We start from the raw sequence: 23743 nt of genomic DNA, 5'->3' as shown, positions 1-23743 counted from the left end.
GTCATATTTGTATGAGAAGGAGCAATAAACAAGTAAGGGCACATAAAATCCGAACCGGGTCACAATGATCAGGAATCGAGTCACATAAAAAACAGTTTGGGTGGCGAAAAATGCTGGAGAAGGAACAATAAACAAGTAAGGGCACATAAAATCCGAACCGGGTCACAATGATCAGGAAGGGGGTCACATAAAAGAGGATTTGGGTAGCGAAAATGCTGGAGGAGGGAGCAATGAACGATTGAGGGCACATAGAATCTGAAACGGGTCACAATGAACAGGATTCGGGTCACATAAAAAACAGTTTGGGTAGCGAAAAATGCTGGTGTAGGGGACAATGAACTAGCTTTACAAATGGCTGGGTCAAGCTTTATGGTTGTCCCTATTGTGATAATATTTATCATTTTCCAGAAGCATATCATCGATGGATATACGATTTCAGGAATGAAATAATGAGGAACAGGTGTGGATTTCTGCACCTGTTTTTTTAATTGGAAATGCTCTTACATAGTTGAAGATCACGCAGTATGATTTTATCTTTTTAAAATGTTAGGATAGTAGAATAGAATTGGAGGGATGAAAGTGGAAATCAGAAAGATCACCCCTAATGAATTAGAGGAACAATTAAAGAACAAGAAACCATTCGTACTGGATGTTCGGGCGGAGGATAAATTTCAGGAATATCATGTAGAAAATTCGTATAACATACATAAATCGGCTATTTTTGATAACGAAGAGGATATGATTTCAACCTTGCCAAAGGACCGGGAAATCATCGTTACCTGTACGACCGGTAATTCTGCAGCGAAATGTGCCAAGATTTTAGCTAAAAAAAACTACCAAGTTGCCTTACTTGAAGGTGGCATAACCGCATGGAAGGAATTCCAAGAACAAAAGGGAGGAGAGAAACATGAGTGAAAATCATGTTTTACCACCTAAAACATGCTCGGTCGACCGTCTTGTGACATTGGAGAGGGTTGTCAAAAAGGTGCTGGCAGGAGAAAAAACTGCGACTCGTCGAAACGGCAGATATGCGGACGTCGGCGAAATTATGGTGCTAGACGGGAAAAAATTTATGGTCGAAAATGTTTATTCCCAAAAACTTGGCGACATGACAGAGGAAAATGCTCGTCAGGAAGGATTTGCGAATTTGGAATCGTATAAGGAATCCATTTTATCCATACACCCAGGTATGCGGTGGGGACCGAAAATGATTGTTTGGGTACATGAATTTAAGGGGATTTAAGGAAGGTTTGCCTCTGCTATAGTGTGGAGGTTTTTTGAATGAGATGAGGAGTCAAGATTCACTGAAAAGTTCGTCGCTTTTTATGAGTTCACAAAATCGCTTCCTTGTATCCACACTTTTTGTGGAAAATTCTACATTTTTCTTCGGTTTTCATCATCAAAGCAGGAAAATTCCACACTTTTCTTCGGTTTTACATCAACAAACTAGGAAAGTTCCACACCCCGTTCTGATCTCATTGCACCGAAAAAGCTCAACGACTCAAGGGAAAAGAGAAGTACCGATGAGTTGTCCAAAACTAGTTTAACCTGTTTTGGAAACATAATATTTGTATTTCCTTTTATGTAGGATAATAATGAAGGAATATAAATGATTAAAATCGGAGGGTTTAGGATGAAAGTAGAAGTATGGTCGGACTTTGTATGTCCGTTTTGTTATATAGGCAAGCGTCATTTTGAGGAAGCATTAAATCAGTTTGGCGGGAAGTCGAACGTTGAAATCGTCTTTAAAAGCTTTGAATTAGATCCGAATGCAAAACAAAACTATGATATGGACATGCATCATTTGCTTGCAACAAAATATGGAATGAGCCTAGAGCAAGCGAAGGCAGCGAATGCAAATGTTGCCCAGAAAGCAGCAGAAGTTGGTTTAACATATCATTTCGATACCATGAAACCAACAAACACGTTCGATGCTCATCGCTTAACTCATTTTGCTGCACATCACGGCAAAATGACCGAAATGACAGAACGTCTATTTAAAGCTTATTTTACCGAGTCCAAACATATTGGAGAACACGAAACATTGATAGCGTTGGCAGCTGAAGTTGGATTAGATGCAGAGAAAGCGCGTGAAATGCTAAATAGTGAGGAATTTTCAAAAGAGGTTCGTGCCGATGAACAAGAAGCCGGGATGCTTGGTATCCAAGGAGTTCCATTCTTTGTAATCAATCGAAAGTATGCTGTTTCAGGAGCACAGCCAATTGGGGTATTTTTAAACGCGTTACAAAAAGCAAGTGATGAAGAAGGCTCCATTACTATATTAAATGATGATAAGAATGAATCGGGTGATCCGTACTGTGCGGATGGAAAGTGTGAAATTCCTGATATTAAATAGTTTAAAACGGAAGACTTGGAACTTTCTTAATCCAAGTCTTCTTTATTGTGACAAGCTTTATTCATAATGAAGATCCAGCTTGGTGATTCTACCAGGCTTTTTGTGGGTCTAAAGACCTAATTCGGGCTATTTACCCTTAATTTCGGTCTGTTCAATGGCTGTTTCGGTCTGTTCCTTACTTATTTCGGTCCGTTCAGCAACAATTTCGGTCCAAACAGTGCAGCATTAATATGTTCAGAATAAATATGGAACCAAACGGCAAAAATTTCATACCGTTTTCACTCCAACGATAAAAGCAGTGCATTTAATACACTGCTTTTATCGTTTATTATCTTGTTTTTTGCAACTTTGCCATAAAAGTCATCGCTTTGTCTAAGGCTACTTGTTCGGTGTATTGCCAATTTTCATAGTCCATTGCTCCGCCTGGTTCACAGTGCACTAAATGTAAATCGGTATTCTTCAATAATAGACTCAAATCAGAAGGTGAATAGCATCTTAACGATTGTGTTATCTGATTTTCCTCATGATCCTTCAGCCACCAAGTATCTAACATCCTGCATCTATTTGCATCGAATTCATATCGCCTAGCAATATTTCCAAACTCCATTTCTTGACCGGAGACCTTAGCCCAGTACCAGGGGGTATAAATATCAATCAGTGCCACACCATTTGGTTGCAGCCACTCGGAAATGCGCTTTAACAATATTTGTTGGTCAGTATCTTCTCCGACCCCAAATCCATCCCAATAGCAAACAACATCAAATTGTTCCTCTATATCTACTTGATAGAAATCACCTTGAATGATGCACAGATTTCTTCCTATATTATGCTTTTCAGCAAGTTTATAAATATTTTCTACACACGAAGGGGCGAGTTCGATAACAGTAACTTCATATCCACGTTTTGCAGCAGTAACGGCAAAACGTCCATTGCCACCACCTAATTCAAGGATTTTAGTGATAGGCTGATCGCTAAAACGCTCTATTTTATCAACTAGGTCTTCTTCTAAGTGATTCAAATCAAAATCGTATTGTGTAGTTCACCAAATAAATTGTTTATCATAAAAATCTTTAACCCATTTCATTTAAAAGCACCTCTTTAGGATAAAATTTTTTGTCCTGAAGCAGCTTTTAAAATCAATAAAATAATAATCCCACGTAAATCCTCCTTGGAAATAATGATAATTCCAAATTTATTATATATTCTAAAGGTAGCTGCCACAAGTACGACAATGGAAATTAATTCTTGTTGGGGAAGGAGAAATTGGTTTTCAAGGCAGGGAAAAACTTTTAAACTAGTAAAGTAGACTTCTATGAAAGGGACGATAACCATGAAAACATATAAAGCATTGTTTTTTGATATAGATGATACTCTCTTGGATTTTCGTGCTGCTGAGAGTGGAGCATTACGACAGCTTTTTGAAGATGAGCAAATTGAACTGACTCCTCAAATGGTGCAACAATATAAAATTATTAATCAAGAACTTTGGCGAGAATTCGAAGAGGGGAAACGTAGCCGTGATGATGTGGTTAACACTAGGTTTGCTGCATTTTTCAAGGAATACGGAAAAGAGGTAGATGGTGTTTTATTGGAAAATAAATACCGTGGCTACCTGCAAGAAGGCCATCAGCTTATCAGCGGTGCACTGGAATTAATTACAGAACTGAAGGATCGTTATGACTTATATATAGTGACCAATGGGGATTCTGCCACTCAGGATAAGCGCCTTCGTGCGTCAGGCTTGTTTCCGTTATTTAAGCAGATATTTGTCTCAGAAGAAACAGGTTACCAAAAGCCGATGAAAGAATTTTTCGATTATGTGTTTGCGCGCATCCCAAATTTATCTCCAGAACAGGGATTAATTATTGGAGATTCACTAAGTGCAGATATAAAAGGCGGCAATCTTTACGGGCTCGATACATGCTGGATCAATCCAGATCGAAAAGAAAACAATACGGACATCGTGCCAACGTATGAAATCCAAAATCTTGAGGAATTACATCATATATTGGCTGCAATTTCTTCCAAATAATTTTTGCCTGATGAAACTTAGAGAAACCGATCCCGTGGGACCGGTTTCTCTTACTTATACCCCATCTGTCTTATCTCGCTTATCCTTATTTCTTTTATTCCCTTTACTATTATCCCCGCTGACAGATGATTGCCCATGTAAGGAAGGGGAATTTTGATTGCCGCTGCCTTTATTAAATTTCTTTGTCATGCATTTCAGCTCCTTTCTATCACAAGTACAGTTTGCCTCTTTTGTCTAAACTTATGATATTTATTAAAAAAAGAAAACAAGGGGACGGTTCTTGCTTTTCTTGAAACGCAAGAACCGTCCCTCTGTTTCCTAAAAATTTCTCCACTTGATGGAGTCTATCCCACTGTGCGGATGGTTCTTTGATTGAATTTTATAATATTCATATTCCAAATCCGATAAGGTTAACTCAAATAAATGCTTACCTTCTTTTTTATATTGATCAAGCTCAATTAGCTTACTAATCAATTCGTTCCTTCTTGTTTCAACAGCTTCTCTAAGTAATTTACCCATAAAAAAACCCACTCCTTTTTTTAATTAAATAAAAGATAAGAAGAGGATTGATCAAATGTTTAAGTACCTCAACTTATCTACCAAGCCTAAGCTTGCAGGAATTAGCACAGGATTCCATTGGAATCTGCTGCTGAGGTTTCATCGGGCCAGTCCCTCCACCTCTCTGGATAAGTTTCCATGACATATTAATTTTTTTATTGTTATTAGCATAAATCCTATAATTCCTATTTGTCAACTTATATTTATTGTTTATTTCCATTTTTTATGCCAGCAATTTAGTGATAACCGAAAACAGGATAACATAATCTAATTCAGGTATAATTCTTGTCTACTGATACCAATTGCTTTATTGATGGCTGTATGATTGATTAAGTTTTTATTAAAGTCTCCGATAATACCAATTAATTTTCTTAGCTTAGTTTGAGATGAAAAAATATTGTAAATGAATTAAAAATAATTGTACAATACTTTTTTAGAAGGGGAAGTAATGGCGAAAAATTTTACAAAGGTTTTCGTCTACAAAAGCAACATAGTAAGAATAGAGCCTCACCTAATGAGTTTAACTAAATTTTTTTCAGACTCCTCGCAATGTATAGAGCTAGAAAGAATAAAAAGAGAAGAGTGGAAGTAATGAGAATTGGATTTTTTGATTCTGGTATTGGTGGAATGACCGTACTTCATCAGGCATTAAAGGTTTTGCCAAAGGAAGATTACCTCTTTTATGCAGATACGACACACATACCATATGGTGAAAAGCCGAAGGAAGAGGTAAAACAATATATTTTTGACGCAGTGGAGTTTATCGCAAATCAAGGTGTTAAGGCGGTAGTCATTGCCTGTAATACAGCTACAAGCATCGCTGTACAAGACCTTCGTGAAAAATATGATATCCCTATTTTGGGCATTGAGCCAGCGGTAAAACCAGCAGTGCAGAAATGTGAAGAAAAACAGAAGAAAGTGTTAGTGTTAGCAACTAGATTAACACTTAAAGAAGAAAAATATCATCATCTCGTACAAAGCATCGATCATCATGATATCGTGGATAGTATACCACTTCCAGGTCTTGTAGAATTTGCGGAGGAATTTGAATTTAGGGAAGAAAAAGTGTTGCCATATTTACAAAGAGAGCTATCCTCACTTGACTTAAAGCAGTATGGAACAGTTGTTTTAGGATGCACCCATTTTCCATATTTCACTAACTCCGTGAAGAAGCTGTTTGATAAAGAAGTTGAAATGATTTCCGGAAGTATTGGAACAGCAAAAAACTTAGAGAGAATATTAAAGGAAAGAAATTTACTGGGCAACGGAACAGGTGACATTTCCTTTTTTGATTCAGGTACAAAGGTGGACAAAGATACACTTTCAAAGTATAAAAATTTGTTTCGCATCTTGGATCAAATATAAGGTACTATTATTTTGGAAACTATCAATTACACAATTAATTTAAAAATCTAGGAATATTTACTATATAAAAACCGATATCTTGTAAATTAAGATATCGGCTTTTTTCTTGTTAGCCCAAATTAAAAAATTCAACCCTAGGGATAACCTTTAAATGTTATCCCTCTTTATTGACGCTCCCAAAACGCTGGCGGTTCAATCCCAAGTAACCGTAAGTAAATAAAACCTTGGCCACGATGGTGGATTTCATTTTCCAATGTATAATGTAGACGTTCGAAATGACTCATTTCGCCACCAAAAAAGGGATCTTTTTCTACGGTGTGCAACCGTTCCTCGGTGATTTTTGGCCACCATTTTTGCACATCCTCCTTTATTTCACGACAACTGTCTAAAAGTTCCTCTTTGGTAGAAACATCAGCAAAAGAATGGCTATATTCCCATTCACCGATAGCGATACCGCGTACGTATGCTCTTTCAATATCTAGTATCTCTAAAATCATTTTTGAGAAAGGACGAAGTGGTTCTACGGGTGCAAAGGTGAATAACTTGTCTTCAGGGAATACCTCAATTGTTCGAATGGTTAAAAGACGATTCCCATCCAAAATTTCGCGAAATTTCTCCAATGTCATGACCATTGTTGGTCGCCTCCTTAATTAATTGTCCCTTTCATTTTAAAACGTCAACCCTGACAAAAGTAGTCAGTGAAAAAAAGAAAAGATCCTAACTTTTTAAAGTGTTCATTTCAATAGAGTTATTTACTTTCAACAGTCATTAGCTGCATTCCTTCGATAAAAAATGTAGCTCATTCAAAAAATAGCTGTTACTTTTAAGAAATTATAAATACCTCGATATGTTTTCTTTGTCCCTTTTGGAGTTAATTTGCACCTATTTTAAGCGAAATTTTGCATTATAATTAAATATAAAAAGTCCAATTTCTCAACATTGAAATTAAGAAATTGGACTTTTGCGTTCCTTCGAAATAGCATACGATGCTTGAATATATATTTTACTTATCTTAGCTAGAGAATGCTTATTTTCTAATTAATACATTAGCGGTGAGAATGATGAAAAAATAGCATTAACAACTTACTAAAGCTGCTGAACAAGTAAGACAGTAAATAAACTGTTTTATAAATTCATCAATCTCTTCTTTCGTAATAATAAATGGCGGAAGTAACCTAATAATATTTCTTTGTGTCACATCAACCAACATTCCTTTATCCATTAATGATAACTGCAGTTCTTCTACATTTACATTCGTATCATTCATACTAATGCCAAACATCATACCAGAGTGACGTACTTCTTGAATTAAATAAGAATTTTCTTTCTGAATTTCTTGAAGTTTGTTATTTAAATATAAGGAGGTTTCATAAGCTTTTTTCATTAATCCATCGTCAATTAATGTTTTTAATACAGTTAACCCTAAAGCCGTTCCAATTGATGAGTGAGCGAACGTTGTTCCGTGATCCCCAGGTGAAAAAGTATTACATAACTGAGAACCTACTATTATTCCGCCTAGCGGTATCCCTCCTCCTGCCCCTTTACCAAATTGAATAATATCAGGTGTAATATGAAAATGCTGATAAGCAAACAACTTTCCTGTTCTGCCCATACCACTTTGTACCTCATCAACTATAAGAAGTACATTATATTTTTCACATAAATGTTGAACTCCTTTTAAATATTTACTTGATAAAGGATATATCCCACCACTTCCTAATACGGGCTCGAGCATAATTGCAATTGGCTGTTCATGAATGATTGTTTCTTCTAATTTCTCTATATTTTCACGTTCCACTTCAAAAACCGGAATAGAAGTTTTAGGGAAGTTTTGATATATTTTTTCTTGTCTCGTAAAGTGAAGTGCACCTAATGTTCGCCCGTGGAAACTACCTTTAAGTACAACTATTCCATCACGTTCTTCATTTGTTATATTTCTATATTTATTAAGTAACTTTAATGTTGTTTCTGTAGCCTCAGTACCAGAGTTTGTATAAAAGACTTTACCGCTCTTTAAGGTATAACTCACTAATTTCTTTGCATATTCAATGGCAACTGGATTTAAAAAATGAAAAGGAAGATGCAAACATTTTTCAACTTGTTTTAAGGTGGTTTGCACGATGTTTGGGTGATTGTAACCTAATATATTTACTCCAACACCAGAAAATAAATCTAAATATTCTTTCCCATTTACATCATACAGTTTACAACCTTCTCCTCTTTCTATAGCAACCTTCGTACGACAATATGTAGGCATTATATACTCTTCGTCTAATTGAAACCAATTAACCATAAAAAAGCTCCTCCTAGTTATTAATACCGTTTCATATTTACAAAAAATAAACTTTTATTTAAAGAAACATTCCCTACTTTATTTTCATCTTTTCATAATTCTATCTGTTCAAAAAGGTCCACTGCATAGGAGTTTTCTTTAACTAGTGGTCTGTTCACACATCGGTTCAAATTCACTTTATTTTGTAATTCCTTGATTAATGTTACTAGCTTTAAAAATTCAGCAGGCTTAATGAGGACTTTATTCAAGTATATGATGATTGGAAAACTGGATTAATAACTGTGACAGAAGGAATGAAGCATCTTGATTTAAAGCCTAATACTTTTTCGTATGGTCTACTTATATGTAAAGAATTCCCTTGATATTGTACAGATACAAAGATAATTTGATCAATCAAACAACTAAAAGCCCCTCATTATTTTTCTATTTGGATATCAAGAATTTAAAGGGTGTATGAAGAGTTAGAAAAAGAAGGCTTTATTGTAACGAAGGTTGGCAAAGGCTCGTATGTTGCTCCGGAAAACTTAGAGATGATGCTGGAAACGAAAAGACAAATAGTTGAAAAACAACTTTTTAGAGGCATGGAAAACAGCAAAGTTGGTGGGAATAACGAAAGAGGATGATTAGATATGAAAACTATTTTAGAATGGAAGCCTCTAACATAAGAATAGATGTTACATCACAATTATCCCAGCCTATATTTGCATGGATTCCCTTTATTGCTTCCATTATTATCGGCTTTGTCTCCATGCAAGTATCCGTTAAGATATATACTAATAAGGATTTATAAAAGTTAATCCGTTCGCTAAATACCCTAGTTAAGCGAACGGATGCTTTATTTTAAAGGAATAATTTAGTTATTATCATACTGCCACTTATCGTTATATAGCAGGTTTACTGCCATTAAAATGAATAAGATTGCCCGTCATCTGGTACTAGAATATGATTGGCAAGTTCTTTTTCATCAATGAAGGCTTTTAATTCTTTTCGAGTTAATAAGCAGTGATTGACAGTCTCCATATGGGAAACGATAGTAGTCGAATGTTTGGCATTCATATAGGTTTCATAAATATCTTCTTTCGTCATAATGATAGGATCGCCTTGGAGAAATTGTGCAGCCCCTCCATTTACAACGATTATTTCCGGGTTGTGAATCTTGATGGCATCTTGAACATCATTGCACCAAATGGTATCGCCTGCAATATAAAGCGTCTTTTCATTCGGGTGCTTAAACACAACACCAGAAACTTCCCCCATCAATTTGCCTATTTCTCCAGTGCCGTGTTTTCCCTCGGTTCTAGTTAAGGTAATGCCTCCGATACTAATAACATTCGTTAACGCTTCAACGTTATGAAAACCTTCTTTTTTAATTGCCTCTGCGTCCTTTTCATTTTGAGCATAGATTTTTATATCTTTAGGTAAAACCTTTTTGGCAGCTTCGTCAAAATGATCAGGGTGTAAATGCGTGACGATAACAGCATCCACCTGAGTAATTTCCTCAAGAGAAGTTGGCAAGCTTACCAGTGGGTTAGGGACCTGATTTGGTGTATTGGGAAACGGTGGCATTGTTCCTTTTTCAGCTAAAAACGGATCGACTAAAAACTTCTTGTCTGCATAATGTATTACCAACGTTGCATTTCTTATTTGTCTAATATTCATAAGATATTTCCCCCTTTTGTAAGATCTATGGATAGTATAAAATGGAGAAAAATAATTTTACATAGATAAAATCAAGCGTTTATGGGGTTTCACTTGAAATGTGAAAGGATTGATTACGATGTTAGATAATACAGATAAAAAAATATTGGAAGAGCTGTCAAAGAACAGCCGAATTTCGATGAAGGAATTAGGTGAAAGAGTCCATTTGACGGGACAAGCAACTTCCACAAGAGTATTGAAATTAGAAGAAAAAGGTGTCATAGAAAGCTATACGATTAAATTAAATGATAGAAAAATAGGCTACTTTGTCCACGCATTTCTCCATATCTATACAAAGAGCATTCATCATCAACCATTTTTATCGTTTATAAATACACAACAAGATTACATCGTAAACAACTTCAAAATTAGTGGGGAAGGCTGTTATCTTCTAGAGTGTAAATTTCCGTCGAATGAAGTACTGGATCAATTTTTAGACGAATTAATCGAGCATGCTAATTATAAATTGTCTATCGTGATTAAATAATGGATTGGAAAATATGGCGGGTAACGTTTCAAAAGTTGAAATTAGCTACAATTTTGGAAGCTTGTACTTAAAGGAGTTTTAAAGGATTTTACATACTAATAGAGAACTATTAGATTAGGAATCTAAAATAGAACAGCCTTTAGGAGGACTGGAAATTTGTCATCAAATTATGAAAAAATTGCTTATGTATGGAATGAACCAAAGGAAAAGGTAATCGTACCTGATCGTTGTCATTTTAAAAAAGTGACTCCTGAATTGGAAAATACATTTAAAGAAATTATTAGTAAAGTAGTAATAAATTCATTGGATCGAGAGGATAAAAAACACACAACACCTGAGAGTCATAGTGAACTCGTAGAAGACGTTTTCAACGTAGACGAAGGATATTTTCAATTTGAAAAAGCATGGTGGGAACTTGCCTACTATAATGAAGAAATTGTGGGACTTATCCAGCCGGTTACATTTAAAGGCTGTGAAAAGAACGGACTGATGGAAGGAACGATTCATTATATTGGTGTGGTTCCTGAATTCCGTGGAAAAGGATTTATTAACGATTTACTTTTAAGAGCAACGAGACTTTTACAAGATATCGGAGTTTGGAGAGTTTTTGCCGATACAGATGTTGAAAATGTTCCGATGCGGAATGCGTTTGAAAAGGTAGGATACGAAGAAGTTAAGAAATCTTCATGATATGAAATGATATTTTGATAGGTTCGAGTATCAGTTCTCTCAAAAGGAAACCTTCCTCCTATTAAATGGTGGAAGGTTTTCATATTCATGTAGAAGTTAATGAATGGTGTATGCGGACAAATCGCTGCAAGCCATCCCGTAATTGTGTTTCGTTTAGATAGGAATAGCTCATTCTGATCCATGATTGGTATTCCTTAAGCGGATCGAAAATGGAACCAGGGACATAGGAAATTGATTGCTCGATGCTTTTTTCAAGAAGTCTATCCATTGGAGTGGACTCCGGCAGTTGAATCCATAAATTAAATCCTCCCATTGGAGTTGCCCATTTCCACCCTGTAGCAGATAATTCCTCCTCCATAATGTTCCTACGAATTTCAAGAGCAATCCGCAGCTTTTCCACATGTTTCTGCAAACGTTCTGAAAAGAAATAATGCAAAAAGATTTTCTGGTTTAGCAGTGGCGTCCCACTGTCCGAAAGGGATTTTGTTTTTAATAAGTATTTCATGACGGATGGACGGCATGCAACAGCTGCGATACTTAATCCGGGCGCAATGTATTTGCTGAAGCTCCTAATATAAATAACACAGTCCGCTGTATCATAAGAAAAAAACGGCAGCGCAGGTTTTTCCTCAAAATAAATATCCGGGTAAGGGTCATCCTCTACTAGTAAACATTGATATTTCTGAGCCATCTCTACCAATCTCTTTCGCTGATCTGCCGGTACAGTATAGCCGGTTGGATTATGAAAAGTAGGATTGAGATAGAAAAGGCGCGGTTTATGCTTTTGCATGAGACTCTCGACATGATCCAATTGGTAGCCGTGTGGATGGATCTCAATCGGGATAATATTGGCACCTTGTCTTCTAAAAATATCGATAGCAGGACTGTAAGTTGGTCTCTCCAAAAAAACGGTATCTCTTGGTTTGATCAATACTCTGGCGATCAAATCGATAGCTTGCTGGGAACCGGATGTGATCAATAATTCATCGGGAGTTAGGTAGAAATGTAACTGATCGGTAAAATAACGGCTAAGAGCTTGTCGCAGTTCCAGGTCACCTTGGATGGATGAATAAGTTCCCAGCACTTTAGGATACAGATCAAATACTTTCTTTATATACTCGGAAAAGTAATGATTAGGCAACAGATTAGGATCAAGAAGTGCTATGGAAAACTGAAAATCAGTCCGAACCTGATGAATTTCAGAGAGGCTGCTTTCTTGAACGCAAGCAGAAATAATCGGGTTCTGCTGTTGTGAATCTATCAAAAGCATATTGTCAGGCATCACATAGTATCCGGATTTATCCTTCACATATACTTTTTTGTTTTGTTTTAGCAGCTGATAAGCTTTAAAGACTGTTAGCCTATGTACATTGAATTCCGCTGCTAATGTTCTAATAGAAGGAAGCTTATCATGTGCTCCCCATTCGCCGCGTCCGATTCTTTCCATAATATAATCATAGATTTGTTCGTAAAGATTATCTGAATGAACATTCGAGAGTGCTTTTCTTTTCATGAGCGACCCTCCTTTTCTGTTATTATACAGGATAATTTCGATAACTGTTCTATTCGTTTTTATCTGTTCTACTCTTTACACCTTATGATGGAGATGTGAAGGAAAGCAGATAAGGAGGAGCGAAATATGGTGTTATTTAATTATATTTTAATGTGTCTCATATTCGGTACGACTTTTTTATCGATAAAAGTAGGGGTAGATGCCGGAGCGCCACCTTTTTTCTCGGCCGGAATTCGCTTCCTTGTGGCAGGAGGTATTTTGTTTTTATGGATGGTATTAAGAGGAAAGGCGACGTTTTCGCTATTAATTAGAAAAGAAATGCTTTTTACCGGAACTGGATTAACCTTCGCGACTTTTGCAGCCTTGTATTGGTCTGAGCAATATTTAAGCTCTGGAATAGCGGCAGTTTTATCGGCAAGCGGACCGCTAATGGTTTTGCTGCTTCAAACCGCCATTAATCGTCAAAAGCTTTCCGTCAGTTCTTTAGCTGGTTGTCTGATAGGCTTTTCCGGCGTTATTTTCTTGCTTCTACCAGGTATAATGGGCACGTCGTTCAGCAAGCTGTGGATCATTGGATGTTTAGCAATCTTATTAAGTGAACTTTTTTATTCTGCGGGTGCAGTTTATTCTAGTCGAGTCATCCAACGTTTTCAAGGTACATCACCAATTGCTTTGAATGCGGCACAAATGATGTATGGCGGAGGGATGCTTCTTGTTTTATCATTGTTCACGGAAAATGTGCATATTAAGTTTATACTTTCGACAAATGTTATTTTATCCCTTCTGTATTTAATCATTGCCGGATCTATGGTGGCGCATACCATCTTTTATTGGCTTGTCGCTAAAACTGATCCAGTATTTCCAGCCACTTGGCTGTATATTTCGCCATTAATTGCCCTTTGTCTAGGAGGATTGTTATACCATGAGCGCATTACGTTTTTGTCGGTAATCGGGGGAATCACGATTATTATTGGTATTGTCATCATTAATTTCCATAACCTGCGGCAATTGGTAAGGAAGAGGATCAATGTACTGGGCAAAGAAAGCAATTATTAATAAAAGGATGAATTGTCCTAATTTGGCGAGTTTTTTATGGAAGTTGAAAGGAAAGGTTAAGAGACAAACCCTTATATTGACTATCTCAATACTCAAGTATTGCTCCTAATTTTGGTAATTGGTTACATCATTCTCCTCGGTTATGTGCAAATAAAGATGGTAGAGAAAATAAGTTAGTCAAAAGAAAAATTGTACTTGAAGAAAAGCGATCATTTAGGATCGCTTTTCTTTCTTATCGGGATGCAAAAAGTTCGTCAAACTCGGTATTTCTTTTAAATGAACAACAGAAATGGATATAGTTTCAAAATTCCCTTCATACATTACTGTAATGTGATAGACGGAATCCATTGTTCTATTCATTTAGTGAAGGAGGAATTTTTTTGGAAAAACATCTTAGGAATCAAGCCTCATATGAAAGTGTGCCGCAGCCGATAAGGGACGATGGTGCGGGTGCGACCGATTTCGGTCCGCGAGACGTCATGAGAGACATGGAGAATCCCGACATGTTGGTTCCGCCTGTCACCGATGCCGGAACAATTCCCAATTTAAAGTTTTCTTTCTCCGATACCCATATGCAATTAAATCACGGTGGCTGGTCACGTGAAATAACGGTTAGAGAGTTGCCGATTGCAACCACACTAGCAGGAGTGAATATGCGCTTGACGCCAGGTGGTGTCCGTGAGATGCATTGGCATAAGCAAGCAGAGTGGGCCTACATGATTTGGGGCCGTGCACGTATTACCTCGGTCGATCAGAATGGACGAAACTTCATTGCTGATGTCGGTCAGGGGGATTTGTGGTTCTTTCCAGCCGGAATTCCACACTCGATTCAAGGATTGGAGCAAGGCTGCGAATTTTTGCTCGTCTTTGATGATGGCGCATTCACCGAATTTAGCACTTTTACGATTACAGATTGGTTCGCACACACACCAAAGGATGTGCTAGCTGCAAATTTCGGTGTGCCTGAGAGTGCTTTCGATCATATCCCGAAAAAACAAAGATACATTTTTCAAGCTCCAGTGCCAGGACCGTTAGAAAGCCAGGAAGTAACCAGTCCTTATGGCACTGTGCCAAAGAGTTTTACCCATCGGCTCCTTGCCCAAGAGCCACTCGTAACTCCGGGAGGGACGGTGCGCATCGTTGATTCTACCAATTTTCCCATTGCGAAGACCATTGCGGCTGCATTAGTAGAAATCAAGCCCGGCAGCATGAGGGAAATGCATTGGCATCCGAATAATGATGAGTGGCAGTATTACCTTACAGGAACCGGGCGCATGACAGTTTTTGCAGCGAGTGGAACAGCCCGCACCTTTAATTACAGGGCCGGTGATGTCGGATATGTTCCGTTTGCCATGGGTCATTACATCCAAAATACAGGTTCCGAAAGCCTATGGTTTTTGGAGATGTTCAAGAGCAATCGCTTTGCCGACGTTTCATTAAATCAATGGATGGCACTGACACCAAAAGAACTAGTACAGGAGCATTTGCATGTAGGACCAGAGCTAATGAACTCATTGCGGAAGGAAAAATGGCCGGTCGTCCAATACAGTGATATTCCGAGTTCTCCTCGATATAAATAAAGCTACAATGGAAAAGAATTTGTAAGCATATGGGAAATGAAACAGCTTGAGGGAAGGAACGATTGGGGCATATGTGAAAGCTTATAGTCAGCGATTCGAGTTAGGGAGTGAATTTGTGATTTATTTCCTGATAATGAGGGTCCACTTTTGAAGAAGAAAATGGATACACTCTTAACATTTTGGGAGTCATTATGGCAACAAACCTATATTTTGTAAGACATGCTCATTCAATATATACACCGGAAGAATTAACATGGCCGTTATCGGAACAAGGATAGAAGGATGCCGCTGGAGTCTGGAAGCTTCTAGAAAGGGAAGACATTCATCATGTAATTTTCAGTCCCAATTTAAGAGCCATTCAAACAATGGAAGGAATTGCTTCAGAGTGCGGTCAGAAAATACAATTGGTCGAGGAATTTAAGGAGCGGGGTTATGGAGGATTTTAATCACGCCATTAAAACGGTTTGCGAGAATCCTATTTTTCATTGGGAAGGAGGGGAATCCAACGTCACAGTTCAAAAAAGAGGTGTGGAAGCTACAAAAATAATTTTAGATAAATATGACGGAGCAAATGTAGTGATTGGAACCCATGGAAATATCATGGTCTTAATTATGAATTATTTTGATGATCAATATGGGCTTGAGTTTTGGAAACAACTAGCGATGCCGGATATATACAAACTTTCCTTTGAGTATGACCGATTCATTGGATGTGCGAGGAGATGGGAAGCATCTCATGAAATGGAAGTTAGGTAAGTTACAAATGGTTAGTGTAGGACAAAAGTCACAAATCGGTCCGTTCAAAGCGATTTTCGGTCCGTTTTATGTAAATTTCGGTCCGTTTGCGAGCTTTTTCGGTCCGTTTAATGTTGTTTTCGTGCCGTTCATACAAATAAAGAAAGCATATTTCACATTATGTAAACTTATTTGGAGATATGTACCCGTGAAAAGGCTAAACTTTGCCTATCTTGATCGTATATAGAAGTATACCTTTTTACCAACCTGCAGATGTATTTAGTTAATTGCAATGAATAGGAGTGATAAAGTGAGACAAATAGTGAAAATCGAGAATTATAATTCTAGTTGGGAAACTGAATTTCACCATTTACGAAGTGTTATCGAATCCGCAGTAGGCCAATTAATATTGTCCATTGAACATGTTGGAAGTACTTCCGTTAAAGGGCTTGAGGCTAAGCCTATAATTGACATTGATGTGGTGATAACAGAAGATCGAAATCTATCCGATGGTATACAAGGTCTCGAGAAGATAGGCTATTTACATCAAGAAGTATGGAGTTTTGAAGGCAGGGAAGCCTTTGGAAGGAAAAATTCTTTTGTTCCTTGGGATGAGAAAAGTACGGATTGGATGGAGCATCATTTATACGTATGTAACAAAGGAAGCAAGGAATTAGCGAGACATTTGGCATTTCGAGATTATCTTAGAGGGCATCCAGAGGTAGCCAAGGAATATGAGGAGTTAAAAAAATTTGGCAAAAATCTCAAAAGAACGATCCGAATATATGTTAGGTAAAACTCAGTTTGTAAATAAAATCTTGGAAAAGGCTAGTAAATTTTATTAATTATGCTTTTGATAGAAAACAAGGTTCCTCATTGGCTTTTGTGGTCCAGCCAATGAGGAACCTTGTTTTGCTTTATTTATTTATAAATGTTGAGCTGAGGAGTCCCAAAATTTCTTCTGGAAAATATCCACGTACATCCCTTTGAAAAAAGTAAGAATCACTGCTTAAAGCCAGTAGAACCATATCAGCTTTAAAGACACTGTGGGAATGGGTTTCTGCACCGACTGTCATCTCTTCAAATAGCGTGACTAAGTGTTGGTGCAATTCATCATAAAGAGGGCTAGATGATCGGGATTTAAGTGGATTCGTTGACTTGGTTTCCTCGACCCCTTTTAGTAATTGCGCTTTTTTTTCTCGAAAACGGATAAAAAAGCCTAGAACCCCTTTTAATCTTTCACTAGGTGGAACGTCCTCGTTTTCCTCCAAATATGCTTCCATATCCTCGAAAAATTGATCGATATTGTCTCTAATTAAATCTAGACATAATTCCCCTTTATTTCTATAACGTCGATAGAGAGTTCCTGAACCAATTTGTGCTTCTGTAGCAATTTGATTCATGCTTACTTGTTCTACACCATATTGCTCAAACAATTTATAAGCTACGTTCAGGATAAGCTGACGATTTTTTGCAGCATCCCGACGTTCTATACGAGTATGGGGAGTGTTCTCATTATTAACCATACATTCACCTCAATATATAATTTGACAAACGGAGAGTTCTCCATTTAATATAAAAAAAGGAGAGCTCTCCGTTTAATTTTAACGTAAAGAGAAGGTGTTTACAACGTATGCAAAATCAATCGAATAATACCGCATTGTTAGTCATGGATCTTCAAAATGGTATTGTATCCCGTTTTGGAGGAAATATGGAAGTTCTTAAACCGTTCCAAAATGCTGTAGAGGCTGCTCGCAAAAACAATATTCCGGTTATTTTTGTTCGAGTGGGATTTAGCGAGGGGTATCCTGAGGTCAGCGCACATAACAAAGCGTTTTCAGCAATCTCGAAATTAGGCGGAATGACGGTTAATGATTTAGCAACACAAATTCACGAATCATTACAGCCAAAACCAAATGAACCGGTTGTGACAAAGTACCGAATTAGCGCGTTTGCTGGCAGCACTCTTGAAATGATCCTTCGTTCACAGCAAATTGATACGCTTATTATCAGTGGGATTTCTACAAGTGGCGTTGTTCTTTCTACATTGCGGGAAGCAGCGGATAAAGATTTCTCTATTACGGTGCTTTCAGATGCATGTCTTGATGCAGATGATGAAGTGCATCGCGTACTTATGGAAAAGATATTTCCTCGCCAAGCAGAAGTTAAGACAGTTGAAGCTTGGGTTGACACGTTGAATTAAAGTCTATTGTCAGCTCACGATAAGGCTCTTTTCTTAAACTTTGCTGCTCTAGTATAAGATAACTCTAGATAGAAACGTATTTAGGCTAATTTATATAAAAGGTGATTTTATCATGCAAATTAAATGGTTTGGACAATCTGCATTTTTAATGACATCGGAAGCAGGAACACGAATTCTCATTGACCCTTATGATCGATTACTTCGATACAAAATGCCAAAGCCGATCGAAGTTGATGTGGTTGCAGTCACACATAATCATGGAGATCACAATAAAATTCATGTGGCATCAGGCAACTATATGCTGGTCAATGAACCAAAAGAGTATAGCCGTGAGGGTGTGTCTGTGAAAGGAATTAAGACGTATCACGACAAAGTAAACGGTAAAAAGCGGGGCGATAATATTGTATTTCGATTTGATGTGGACGGTTTGAAAATCTGCCATTGTGGGGATTTAGGTCATCTTTTAACAGAGGATCAAGTCAATGACATTGGAAAAGTGGATATTCTAATGGTCCCAGTCGGAGGCAAAATGACCTTAAATGGTGTGGATGCCGCAAAAGTGATGCAACAACTAAAACCCGCAGTCACAATTCCCATGCATTACCGTACGAAGGCGCTATCGATCCCTGGGATGTTACTATTCGATAAAGTGGAGAAATTCATTGAGGCTACGAGTCAGCGGACGACCGAAGTAGCAATGTTGGACCTTAACTCAGAGACCTTGCACGAATATTCTGGTGTTGTCACAATGAAGTATCTGTAAAAAAGAAATAGTGTGCTAATTATATTTATAATTCACTTGTTCATTAACATTTTGGACTTCAAAGCCGACCCCGTTACCCGAAACCAAGCCTGCTTAGGATATATAACAAATGACAATAACAACCTACGAAAATATGTATTGTTAATCAATAAGCGCTCCTTAAGGTCCCAACCTGAAGCGGCGCTTGTTGGGTTTATAACAAGATGGAAAGGGGGCTAAAGTTCATGCCGATATGGAAACGAAATTTGATTGTATGTTGGTTTGGGCTATTTGTGTCAAGTGTTGGAATGAGTCAGATTGCTCCAGTACTTCCTCTCTATATTAAACAACTCGGAATTCATAATACCTCTTTAATTACACAATTTTCGGGATATGCATTTGGGTGTACTTTTATCCTTTCTGCTATTTTTTCACCGATTTGGGGAAGCGCAGCGGATAAATACGGAAGAAAACTCATGCTTTTACGAGCAAGTCTTGGGATGGGAATCGTTATTGGTTGTATGGGACTTGTACAAAATGTGTATGAATTGATTGGGTTAAGAATATTGCTAGGAGTCATTAGCGGTTATTCTTCAGCCTGTACAGCATTAATTGCAACGCAAACGAATAAAGAGCATGCAGGATTTGCTCTAGGAACACTTTCAACTGCAGGTACAGCAGGTTCTCTTCTAGGTCCACTGATTGGTGGCTACTTGGAAGGGAGTGTTGGTTTGCAAAATGTATTTTTCATTACAGGTGCTTTATTGATGATATCTTTCATTGCAACAGCCTTGTTTGCAAAAGAAACCTTTACACGTAGTGAGAAGAAAGTACTTCCTATGAAAGAAATCTGGAGTCAGGTTCCTGAGAAAAAATTAACCATTACATTATTTATAACTTTTTTTGTATTAAGTTTGTCACTCTATTCGATAGAGCCAATCATTACTGTCTATATTTCACAATTGACAAACAACTCGAACCATGTAGCTTTATTAGCTGGAATAGCATTTTCTGCTTCGGGACTTGCTAGCATCATTGCAGCTCCACGACTTGGTAAATTATCTGACAAAATTGGCGCACACAAAGTAATATTAGTTGCGCTTGTAGTGGCAGGTATTATGTTTTTACCTCAAGCATTTGTCAAAAATCCCATACAGTTAACGGTATTACGATTTTTATTAGGATTAGCAACAGCGGGTCTAAATCCATCCATCAATACGTTGCTGAAAAAAATCACACCAGATTTTCTTACAGGGAGAGTATTTGGTTTTACAATGTCAGCAGGGTATTTAGGTGTCTTTGGGGGCTCAATCTTAGGCGGACTGGCTGCAGCACATTTTGGAATAAGATCGGTGTTTTTTATTACGGGTACTTTGTTACTAATAAATGCAATTTGGGTTTATTTTAAAATCTATAAAAAAATGAAACGCAAGAACCGTCCCCTTGTTCCTTATCGTTTCAACCGATATGCCTGAATCCACGCTGGAATTCGAATGACAACGCTCATTAATAAAATAATAATCACCAATACAGCAGCAGATCGATCTGCAATTTGCTTTGCATCGGGTACTAATGCTTCCGATTGTACATACCATAAATGAACAGGTAAGCTTGCACCTTGGGAGAGCAAATGAAAATCCCACATCGTATCAGAAGCGGCCGTTCCTCCCGCTATTAAAATTACAGCGGATTCTCCAAAAGCTCGACAAGCAACTAAGCTAATTCCGGTTAATATCCCTGATAATGCTGCAGGTATAACAACTCGAAGAATAGTGGCTGATTTGGTTACACCAAGCGCATAAGATGCCTCTCTGATATTTTGCGGAACTTGGTGGATTGCTTCCTCTGTTACACGAGTTAAAATCGGTAGGTTTAACAAAGCTAAGCTTATACTAGCTCCAAGAATGCTTAATCCAATGTGAAAATAATTAACAAATAAAACATATCCAAATAACCCAAATATAATCGAGGGAACAGATGCTAGACTTTCTATACAAGTTCTAATCATTTCTGTTAATCGATTATTCGGTGCGTATTCAGCTAAATAGATGCCTGAGCCGATTCCGATAGGCAGAGAAACTATCAAGGAAAGGATAAGTATATAAAAAGAATTGAACAAGAAAGGGCCAATTCCGCCTCCTGCATTAATTTCACTAGGTAATCCAAACAAAAACTGAAAGGATATATGTTTCAAGCCTTTTGAAAATATAATATATAGAATAACAAGCAGGATGGCGATAATGATCATACTAACTAGCCAAAGCAATCCTGTAAATAATCGATCCGTTACAAATCTGATATTTTTTTTCCTATTTAGCATTCTATACAGCTCCTTTCGCCCTTATTCTGCGAATGAGCACAATGCTCAAGGTCGATATAATTAATAGTAAAAATGCCATCATAAATAATGCGTCAAACCATGTTGAGTGAAATGGCACCTCCAAAATTTGCATCACGATGTTGCTTGTTAATACAGCTGTTGGAGTGGTAAGACTATGAGGCAGCTGGGCAGTATTTCCAATAACCATGACAACCGCCATTGTTTCACCAAGTGCTCTTGCCATTCCTAAAATGGAAGCAGTCAAAATCCCTCTCTTTGCAGCAGGAAGAATGGCTCGGAAAATCGTTTGAAATCGTGTCGCTCCTAGTGCATAACTAGCTTCGCGAATCTCCGCTGGAACCGATGAAATGGCATAATCGCTCACTTGAGTAATGGTTGGAAGGACCATAAAAGCTAATACTAGTGAAGCTGCGAGTAAGCCTTCTGCCATAACTGCGCCTGTTACACGCATGATCAGTGGAATGAGAATGGTGAGACCTAAATATCCGAATATGATAGATGGAATCCCTACAATGACATCTAGTATTGGTCTTATCATCTTTTTTAGCCAACTAGGTGCAATTTCTCCGATAAAAATGGCTATTGCAATAGATACTGGAACAGCTAAAAGCATGGTTAGTCCTGTTAAAGCAATTGTTCCGATAATAAATATAGCTGCACCGTAATGATCCGTACTTGGATCCCAATGCTTGGAAAAAAAGAAAGTAAATACGGAAACATGTTTAAACACGGCAAAACCACTTTTTCCTACAAACAGAATAATAGATAATAATACTAGACATAGGAGAATAGCACATCCAAAAGTTGCTAGTTTAAAAAGTTTATTTTTTGCATACTTAAAATGCGTATTTTGTTTAAAAAATACATCCCTAGGGATGATTTCACCTTTTTGAGCTTGTTCAATGCTCGCCATAAATACCTCCATTTAGTAAGAATACCAGCCTTTTGTAGGCTGGTATCCATTTATTTAAAAGTAGGGGGAAAAGGATATTATTTTACGCTTCTATAAGGAATGAAGTTTAATTTCTTTAAAGAACCATTTTGAAACTTACTGCTTTGCATATATTGAATGAATTTAAGATTTTTACCTTTTGCAGGGCCTTTTGTTAATAGATAACCATATCCCCAAACAGGATATTTGCCGCTAATCACATTATTAACAGAAGGAGAAACATGATTATATTTCAGTGCTTTTACAGTTTTATCTACATAGGCTAAATCTACATATCCAATGGCATTTGGATTGGATTGAATACTTGCGACCATTTCACCGCTTTTTCCAACTTCTTTATAATTTCCAGATGTCATGAATTTTGACCCTTTTAAAGCTTTAGCTTGAAAATTAACACGGGTACCAGAACCGAATGCTCGATTCACGACGACGATCTTAGCATTTTTTCCACCAACTTGCTTCCAGTTAGTGATCTTTCCTGAATAGATATCTTGCAACTGCTTTGTAGTTAAATCTTTAACAGGATTTGCTTTATTTACGATAGTTGCAAAAGGTGTCACGGCAACCTTATATGCATGTAAATTCTTATAAGCCTTGAAACCGCCTTGTGCAACCGTAGCATCCCAATCACATGCACCGATTGTCGCAGTTCCTTTCATCACAGATTCTGGACCGTCAATGGAAGAAGAACCCGAAACAGAAATGGAAACATTTTTATTACTTTTTTGATACTCAACCTTAGCTTGTGTTGTAAGCGGAAGTAAAGCTGTCGATCCTGCTACCACTACATCAGCTGATGCAGCTTTTGTTTGATGAGAAATACCTCCAAAAATAATTCCTGTTGAAGCAGCTACAGCCAACGCAGTTGCCGTTATACGTTTTACAAGTTTCATATCTTTATTCTCCTTTTTAAATAGAATGAAATTGATCTTTAAAACATGTGTTCATTTCAAACGGCTAAAAACGAATATGCGTAAATATTTCCCCCCTTAATTATGTACGGATGTGTAATTAGTAAGCTTAGATGTCTGGTAACCTGAGTCATTTTTACTAGTACAATGTCATTGTATTAGCTGAATATTAAGACAACATGGATGTAATGTAAATTTTGTATAAAGAGAAACAAGGGGACGGTTCTTGCG

Annotated in this window: 26 protein-coding genes, 3 pseudogenes and 1 riboswitch; of the genes and pseudogenes, 18 read left to right on the top strand and 11 right to left on the bottom strand. The window is 37.4% G+C overall.

Features of this window, described 5'->3' with window-relative positions; all coding sequences use genetic code 11:
- Window positions 1–339: 339 nt before the first annotated feature.
- The 4 genes and pseudogenes from AC3WJF_RS20835 to AC3WJF_RS20820 form a co-directional block, all read left to right on the top strand.
- Window positions 340–450: pseudogene (locus AC3WJF_RS20835) on the top strand (carbohydrate ABC transporter permease); the annotation flags it as partial.
- Between the two features lie 123 nt (window positions 451–573).
- Window positions 574–915 (top strand): rhodanese-like domain-containing protein, encoded by a 342-nt coding sequence (locus tag AC3WJF_RS20830; protein ID WP_492455647.1) that lies wholly within the window; start codon window positions 574–576, stop codon window positions 913–915.
- The gene (locus AC3WJF_RS20825; protein ID WP_492455645.1) at window positions 908–1243 is read left to right on the top strand and encodes an ASCH domain-containing protein; all 336 of its coding nucleotides are present in this window, start codon (window positions 908–910) and stop codon (window positions 1241–1243) included. The genes AC3WJF_RS20830 and AC3WJF_RS20825 overlap by 8 nt, the downstream gene beginning before the upstream one ends.
- A 390-nt stretch (window positions 1244–1633) precedes the next feature.
- The gene (locus AC3WJF_RS20820; RefSeq protein WP_492455643.1) at window positions 1634–2356 is read left to right on the top strand and encodes a DsbA family oxidoreductase; all 723 of its coding nucleotides are present in this window, start codon (window positions 1634–1636) and stop codon (window positions 2354–2356) included.
- Window positions 2357–2684: 328 nt separating this feature from the next.
- Here AC3WJF_RS20820 and AC3WJF_RS20815 read toward each other — a convergent pair whose 3' ends face one another.
- A complete protein-coding gene (locus AC3WJF_RS20815; RefSeq protein WP_492455641.1) occupies window positions 2685–3374 on the bottom strand; it encodes a class I SAM-dependent methyltransferase in 690 nt (229 codons plus the stop codon).
- 312 nt (window positions 3375–3686) lie between these two features.
- On the opposite strand from AC3WJF_RS20815, the gene AC3WJF_RS20810 reads away from it, so the two are divergent.
- Complete coding sequence (locus AC3WJF_RS20810; protein ID WP_492455639.1) at window positions 3687–4388, top strand: YjjG family noncanonical pyrimidine nucleotidase; 702 nt, start codon at window positions 3687–3689, stop codon at window positions 4386–4388.
- Window positions 4389–4442: 54 nt separating this feature from the next.
- Here AC3WJF_RS20810 and AC3WJF_RS20805 read toward each other — a convergent pair whose 3' ends face one another.
- Window positions 4443–4577 carry a hypothetical protein gene (locus AC3WJF_RS20805; RefSeq protein WP_492455637.1) on the bottom strand — a complete coding sequence of 45 codons (135 nt, stop codon included), beginning with the start codon at window positions 4575–4577 and terminating at the stop codon, window positions 4443–4445.
- A gap of 129 nt (window positions 4578–4706) precedes the next feature.
- Complete coding sequence (locus AC3WJF_RS20800) at window positions 4707–4907, bottom strand: Fur-regulated basic protein FbpA (protein WP_492455635.1); 201 nt, start codon at window positions 4905–4907, stop codon at window positions 4707–4709.
- Between the two features lie 70 nt (window positions 4908–4977).
- Window positions 4978–5081, bottom strand: a riboswitch (SAM riboswitch).
- A gap of 456 nt (window positions 5082–5537) precedes the next feature.
- Here AC3WJF_RS20800 and murI point away from each other — a divergent pair.
- Window positions 5538–6311, top strand: coding sequence for a glutamate racemase (gene murI / locus AC3WJF_RS20795; protein WP_492455633.1), 774 nt, complete (start codon window positions 5538–5540; stop codon window positions 6309–6311).
- Between the two features lie 164 nt (window positions 6312–6475).
- Here murI and AC3WJF_RS20790 read toward each other — a convergent pair whose 3' ends face one another.
- Window positions 6476–6943 (bottom strand): DinB family protein, encoded by a 468-nt coding sequence (locus AC3WJF_RS20790; protein WP_492455631.1) that lies wholly within the window; start codon window positions 6941–6943, stop codon window positions 6476–6478.
- 443 nt (window positions 6944–7386) lie between these two features.
- Complete coding sequence (locus tag AC3WJF_RS20785) at window positions 7387–8604, bottom strand: aspartate aminotransferase family protein (protein WP_492455629.1); 1218 nt, start codon at window positions 8602–8604, stop codon at window positions 7387–7389.
- 449 nt (window positions 8605–9053) lie between these two features.
- Between AC3WJF_RS20785 and AC3WJF_RS20780 the strand changes: the two genes are divergently transcribed.
- Both AC3WJF_RS20780 and AC3WJF_RS20775 read left to right on the top strand, forming a co-directional pair.
- Window positions 9054–9227 (top strand): GntR family transcriptional regulator, encoded by a 174-nt coding sequence (locus tag AC3WJF_RS20780; protein ID WP_492455627.1) that lies wholly within the window; start codon window positions 9054–9056, stop codon window positions 9225–9227.
- Window positions 9224–9394 (top strand): hypothetical protein, encoded by a 171-nt coding sequence (locus tag AC3WJF_RS20775; RefSeq protein ID WP_492455625.1) that lies wholly within the window; start codon window positions 9224–9226, stop codon window positions 9392–9394. The genes AC3WJF_RS20780 and AC3WJF_RS20775 overlap by 4 nt, the downstream gene beginning before the upstream one ends.
- 113 nt (window positions 9395–9507) lie before the next feature.
- Here the strand turns inward: AC3WJF_RS20775 and AC3WJF_RS20770 are convergent, their stop codons facing one another.
- A complete protein-coding gene (locus AC3WJF_RS20770) occupies window positions 9508–10263 on the bottom strand; it encodes an MBL fold metallo-hydrolase (protein WP_492455623.1) in 756 nt (251 codons plus the stop codon).
- 118 nt (window positions 10264–10381) lie between these two features.
- On the opposite strand from AC3WJF_RS20770, the gene AC3WJF_RS20765 reads away from it, so the two are divergent.
- On the top strand, window positions 10382–10789 hold the full coding sequence (locus AC3WJF_RS20765; RefSeq protein ID WP_492455621.1) for an Lrp/AsnC family transcriptional regulator: 408 nt from the start codon (window positions 10382–10384) through the stop codon (window positions 10787–10789).
- A gap of 156 nt (window positions 10790–10945) precedes the next feature.
- Window positions 10946–11479, top strand: a complete 534-nt coding sequence (locus AC3WJF_RS20760) for a GNAT family N-acetyltransferase (protein ID WP_492455619.1) — start codon at window positions 10946–10948, stop codon at window positions 11477–11479.
- A gap of 85 nt (window positions 11480–11564) precedes the next feature.
- On the opposite strand, the gene AC3WJF_RS20755 is transcribed toward AC3WJF_RS20760, so the two are convergent.
- Window positions 11565–12992, bottom strand: coding sequence for an aminotransferase-like domain-containing protein (locus AC3WJF_RS20755; protein WP_492455617.1), 1428 nt, complete (start codon window positions 12990–12992; stop codon window positions 11565–11567).
- 126 nt (window positions 12993–13118) lie between these two features.
- On the opposite strand from AC3WJF_RS20755, the gene AC3WJF_RS20750 reads away from it, so the two are divergent.
- The 5 genes and pseudogenes from AC3WJF_RS20750 to AC3WJF_RS20730 all read left to right on the top strand — a co-directional run bounded on the left by AC3WJF_RS20750 (window position 13119) and on the right by AC3WJF_RS20730 (window position 17208).
- Window positions 13119–14048, top strand: a complete 930-nt coding sequence (locus tag AC3WJF_RS20750) for a DMT family transporter (RefSeq protein WP_492455615.1) — start codon at window positions 13119–13121, stop codon at window positions 14046–14048.
- 380 nt (window positions 14049–14428) lie between these two features.
- The gene (locus AC3WJF_RS20745) at window positions 14429–15628 is read left to right on the top strand and encodes an oxalate decarboxylase family bicupin (protein ID WP_492455613.1); all 1200 of its coding nucleotides are present in this window, start codon (window positions 14429–14431) and stop codon (window positions 15626–15628) included.
- Window positions 15629–15819: 191 nt separating this feature from the next.
- Window positions 15820–16384 (top strand): annotated as a pseudogene (locus AC3WJF_RS20740) (histidine phosphatase family protein).
- A complete protein-coding gene (locus AC3WJF_RS20735; RefSeq protein WP_492455611.1) occupies window positions 16365–16610 on the top strand; it encodes a hypothetical protein in 246 nt (81 codons plus the stop codon). The pseudogene AC3WJF_RS20740 and the gene AC3WJF_RS20735 overlap by 20 nt, the downstream one beginning before the upstream one ends.
- A 63-nt stretch (window positions 16611–16673) precedes the next feature.
- Window positions 16674–17208, top strand: a pseudogene (locus AC3WJF_RS20730) (GrpB family protein).
- A gap of 72 nt (window positions 17209–17280) precedes the next feature.
- Here the strand turns inward: AC3WJF_RS20730 and AC3WJF_RS20725 are convergent.
- Window positions 17281–17889: a TetR/AcrR family transcriptional regulator gene (locus AC3WJF_RS20725; protein ID WP_492455609.1), complete on the bottom strand. Its 609-nt coding sequence runs from the start codon at window positions 17887–17889 to the stop codon at window positions 17281–17283.
- 107 nt (window positions 17890–17996) lie between these two features.
- Here AC3WJF_RS20725 and AC3WJF_RS20720 point away from each other — a divergent pair, with 107 nt between their 5' ends.
- The 3 genes from AC3WJF_RS20720 to AC3WJF_RS20710 all read left to right on the top strand — a co-directional run bounded on the left by AC3WJF_RS20720 (window position 17997) and on the right by AC3WJF_RS20710 (window position 20783).
- Complete coding sequence (locus AC3WJF_RS20720) at window positions 17997–18566, top strand: cysteine hydrolase family protein (protein ID WP_492455607.1); 570 nt, start codon at window positions 17997–17999, stop codon at window positions 18564–18566.
- A gap of 112 nt (window positions 18567–18678) precedes the next feature.
- Complete coding sequence (locus AC3WJF_RS20715) at window positions 18679–19329, top strand: MBL fold metallo-hydrolase (RefSeq protein ID WP_492455605.1); 651 nt, start codon at window positions 18679–18681, stop codon at window positions 19327–19329.
- A gap of 224 nt (window positions 19330–19553) precedes the next feature.
- Window positions 19554–20783, top strand: a complete 1230-nt coding sequence (locus AC3WJF_RS20710) for a multidrug efflux MFS transporter (protein WP_492455603.1) — start codon at window positions 19554–19556, stop codon at window positions 20781–20783.
- On the opposite strand, the gene pstA is transcribed toward AC3WJF_RS20710, so the two are convergent.
- The 3 genes from pstA to AC3WJF_RS20695 all read right to left on the bottom strand — a co-directional run bounded on the left by pstA (window position 20759) and on the right by AC3WJF_RS20695 (window position 23494).
- The gene (gene pstA / locus AC3WJF_RS20705) at window positions 20759–21628 is read right to left on the bottom strand and encodes a phosphate ABC transporter permease PstA (protein ID WP_492455601.1); all 870 of its coding nucleotides are present in this window, start codon (window positions 21626–21628) and stop codon (window positions 20759–20761) included. The genes AC3WJF_RS20710 and pstA overlap by 25 nt on opposite strands.
- 1 nt (window position 21629) lies before the next feature.
- Entirely contained in the window at window positions 21630–22562 is a 933-nt protein-coding gene (gene pstC, locus AC3WJF_RS20700; RefSeq protein WP_492455599.1) for a phosphate ABC transporter permease subunit PstC, read from the bottom strand.
- 77 nt (window positions 22563–22639) lie between these two features.
- A complete protein-coding gene (locus AC3WJF_RS20695; RefSeq protein WP_492455597.1) occupies window positions 22640–23494 on the bottom strand; it encodes a phosphate ABC transporter substrate-binding protein in 855 nt (284 codons plus the stop codon).
- Window positions 23495–23743: the final 249 nt, after the last annotated feature.

This window comes from Heyndrickxia sp. FW510-T9 (assembly GCF_058781025.1).
The sequence above is the reverse complement of the archived record's forward strand: the minus strand, read 5'-3'. Positions and strand labels throughout refer to the sequence as shown.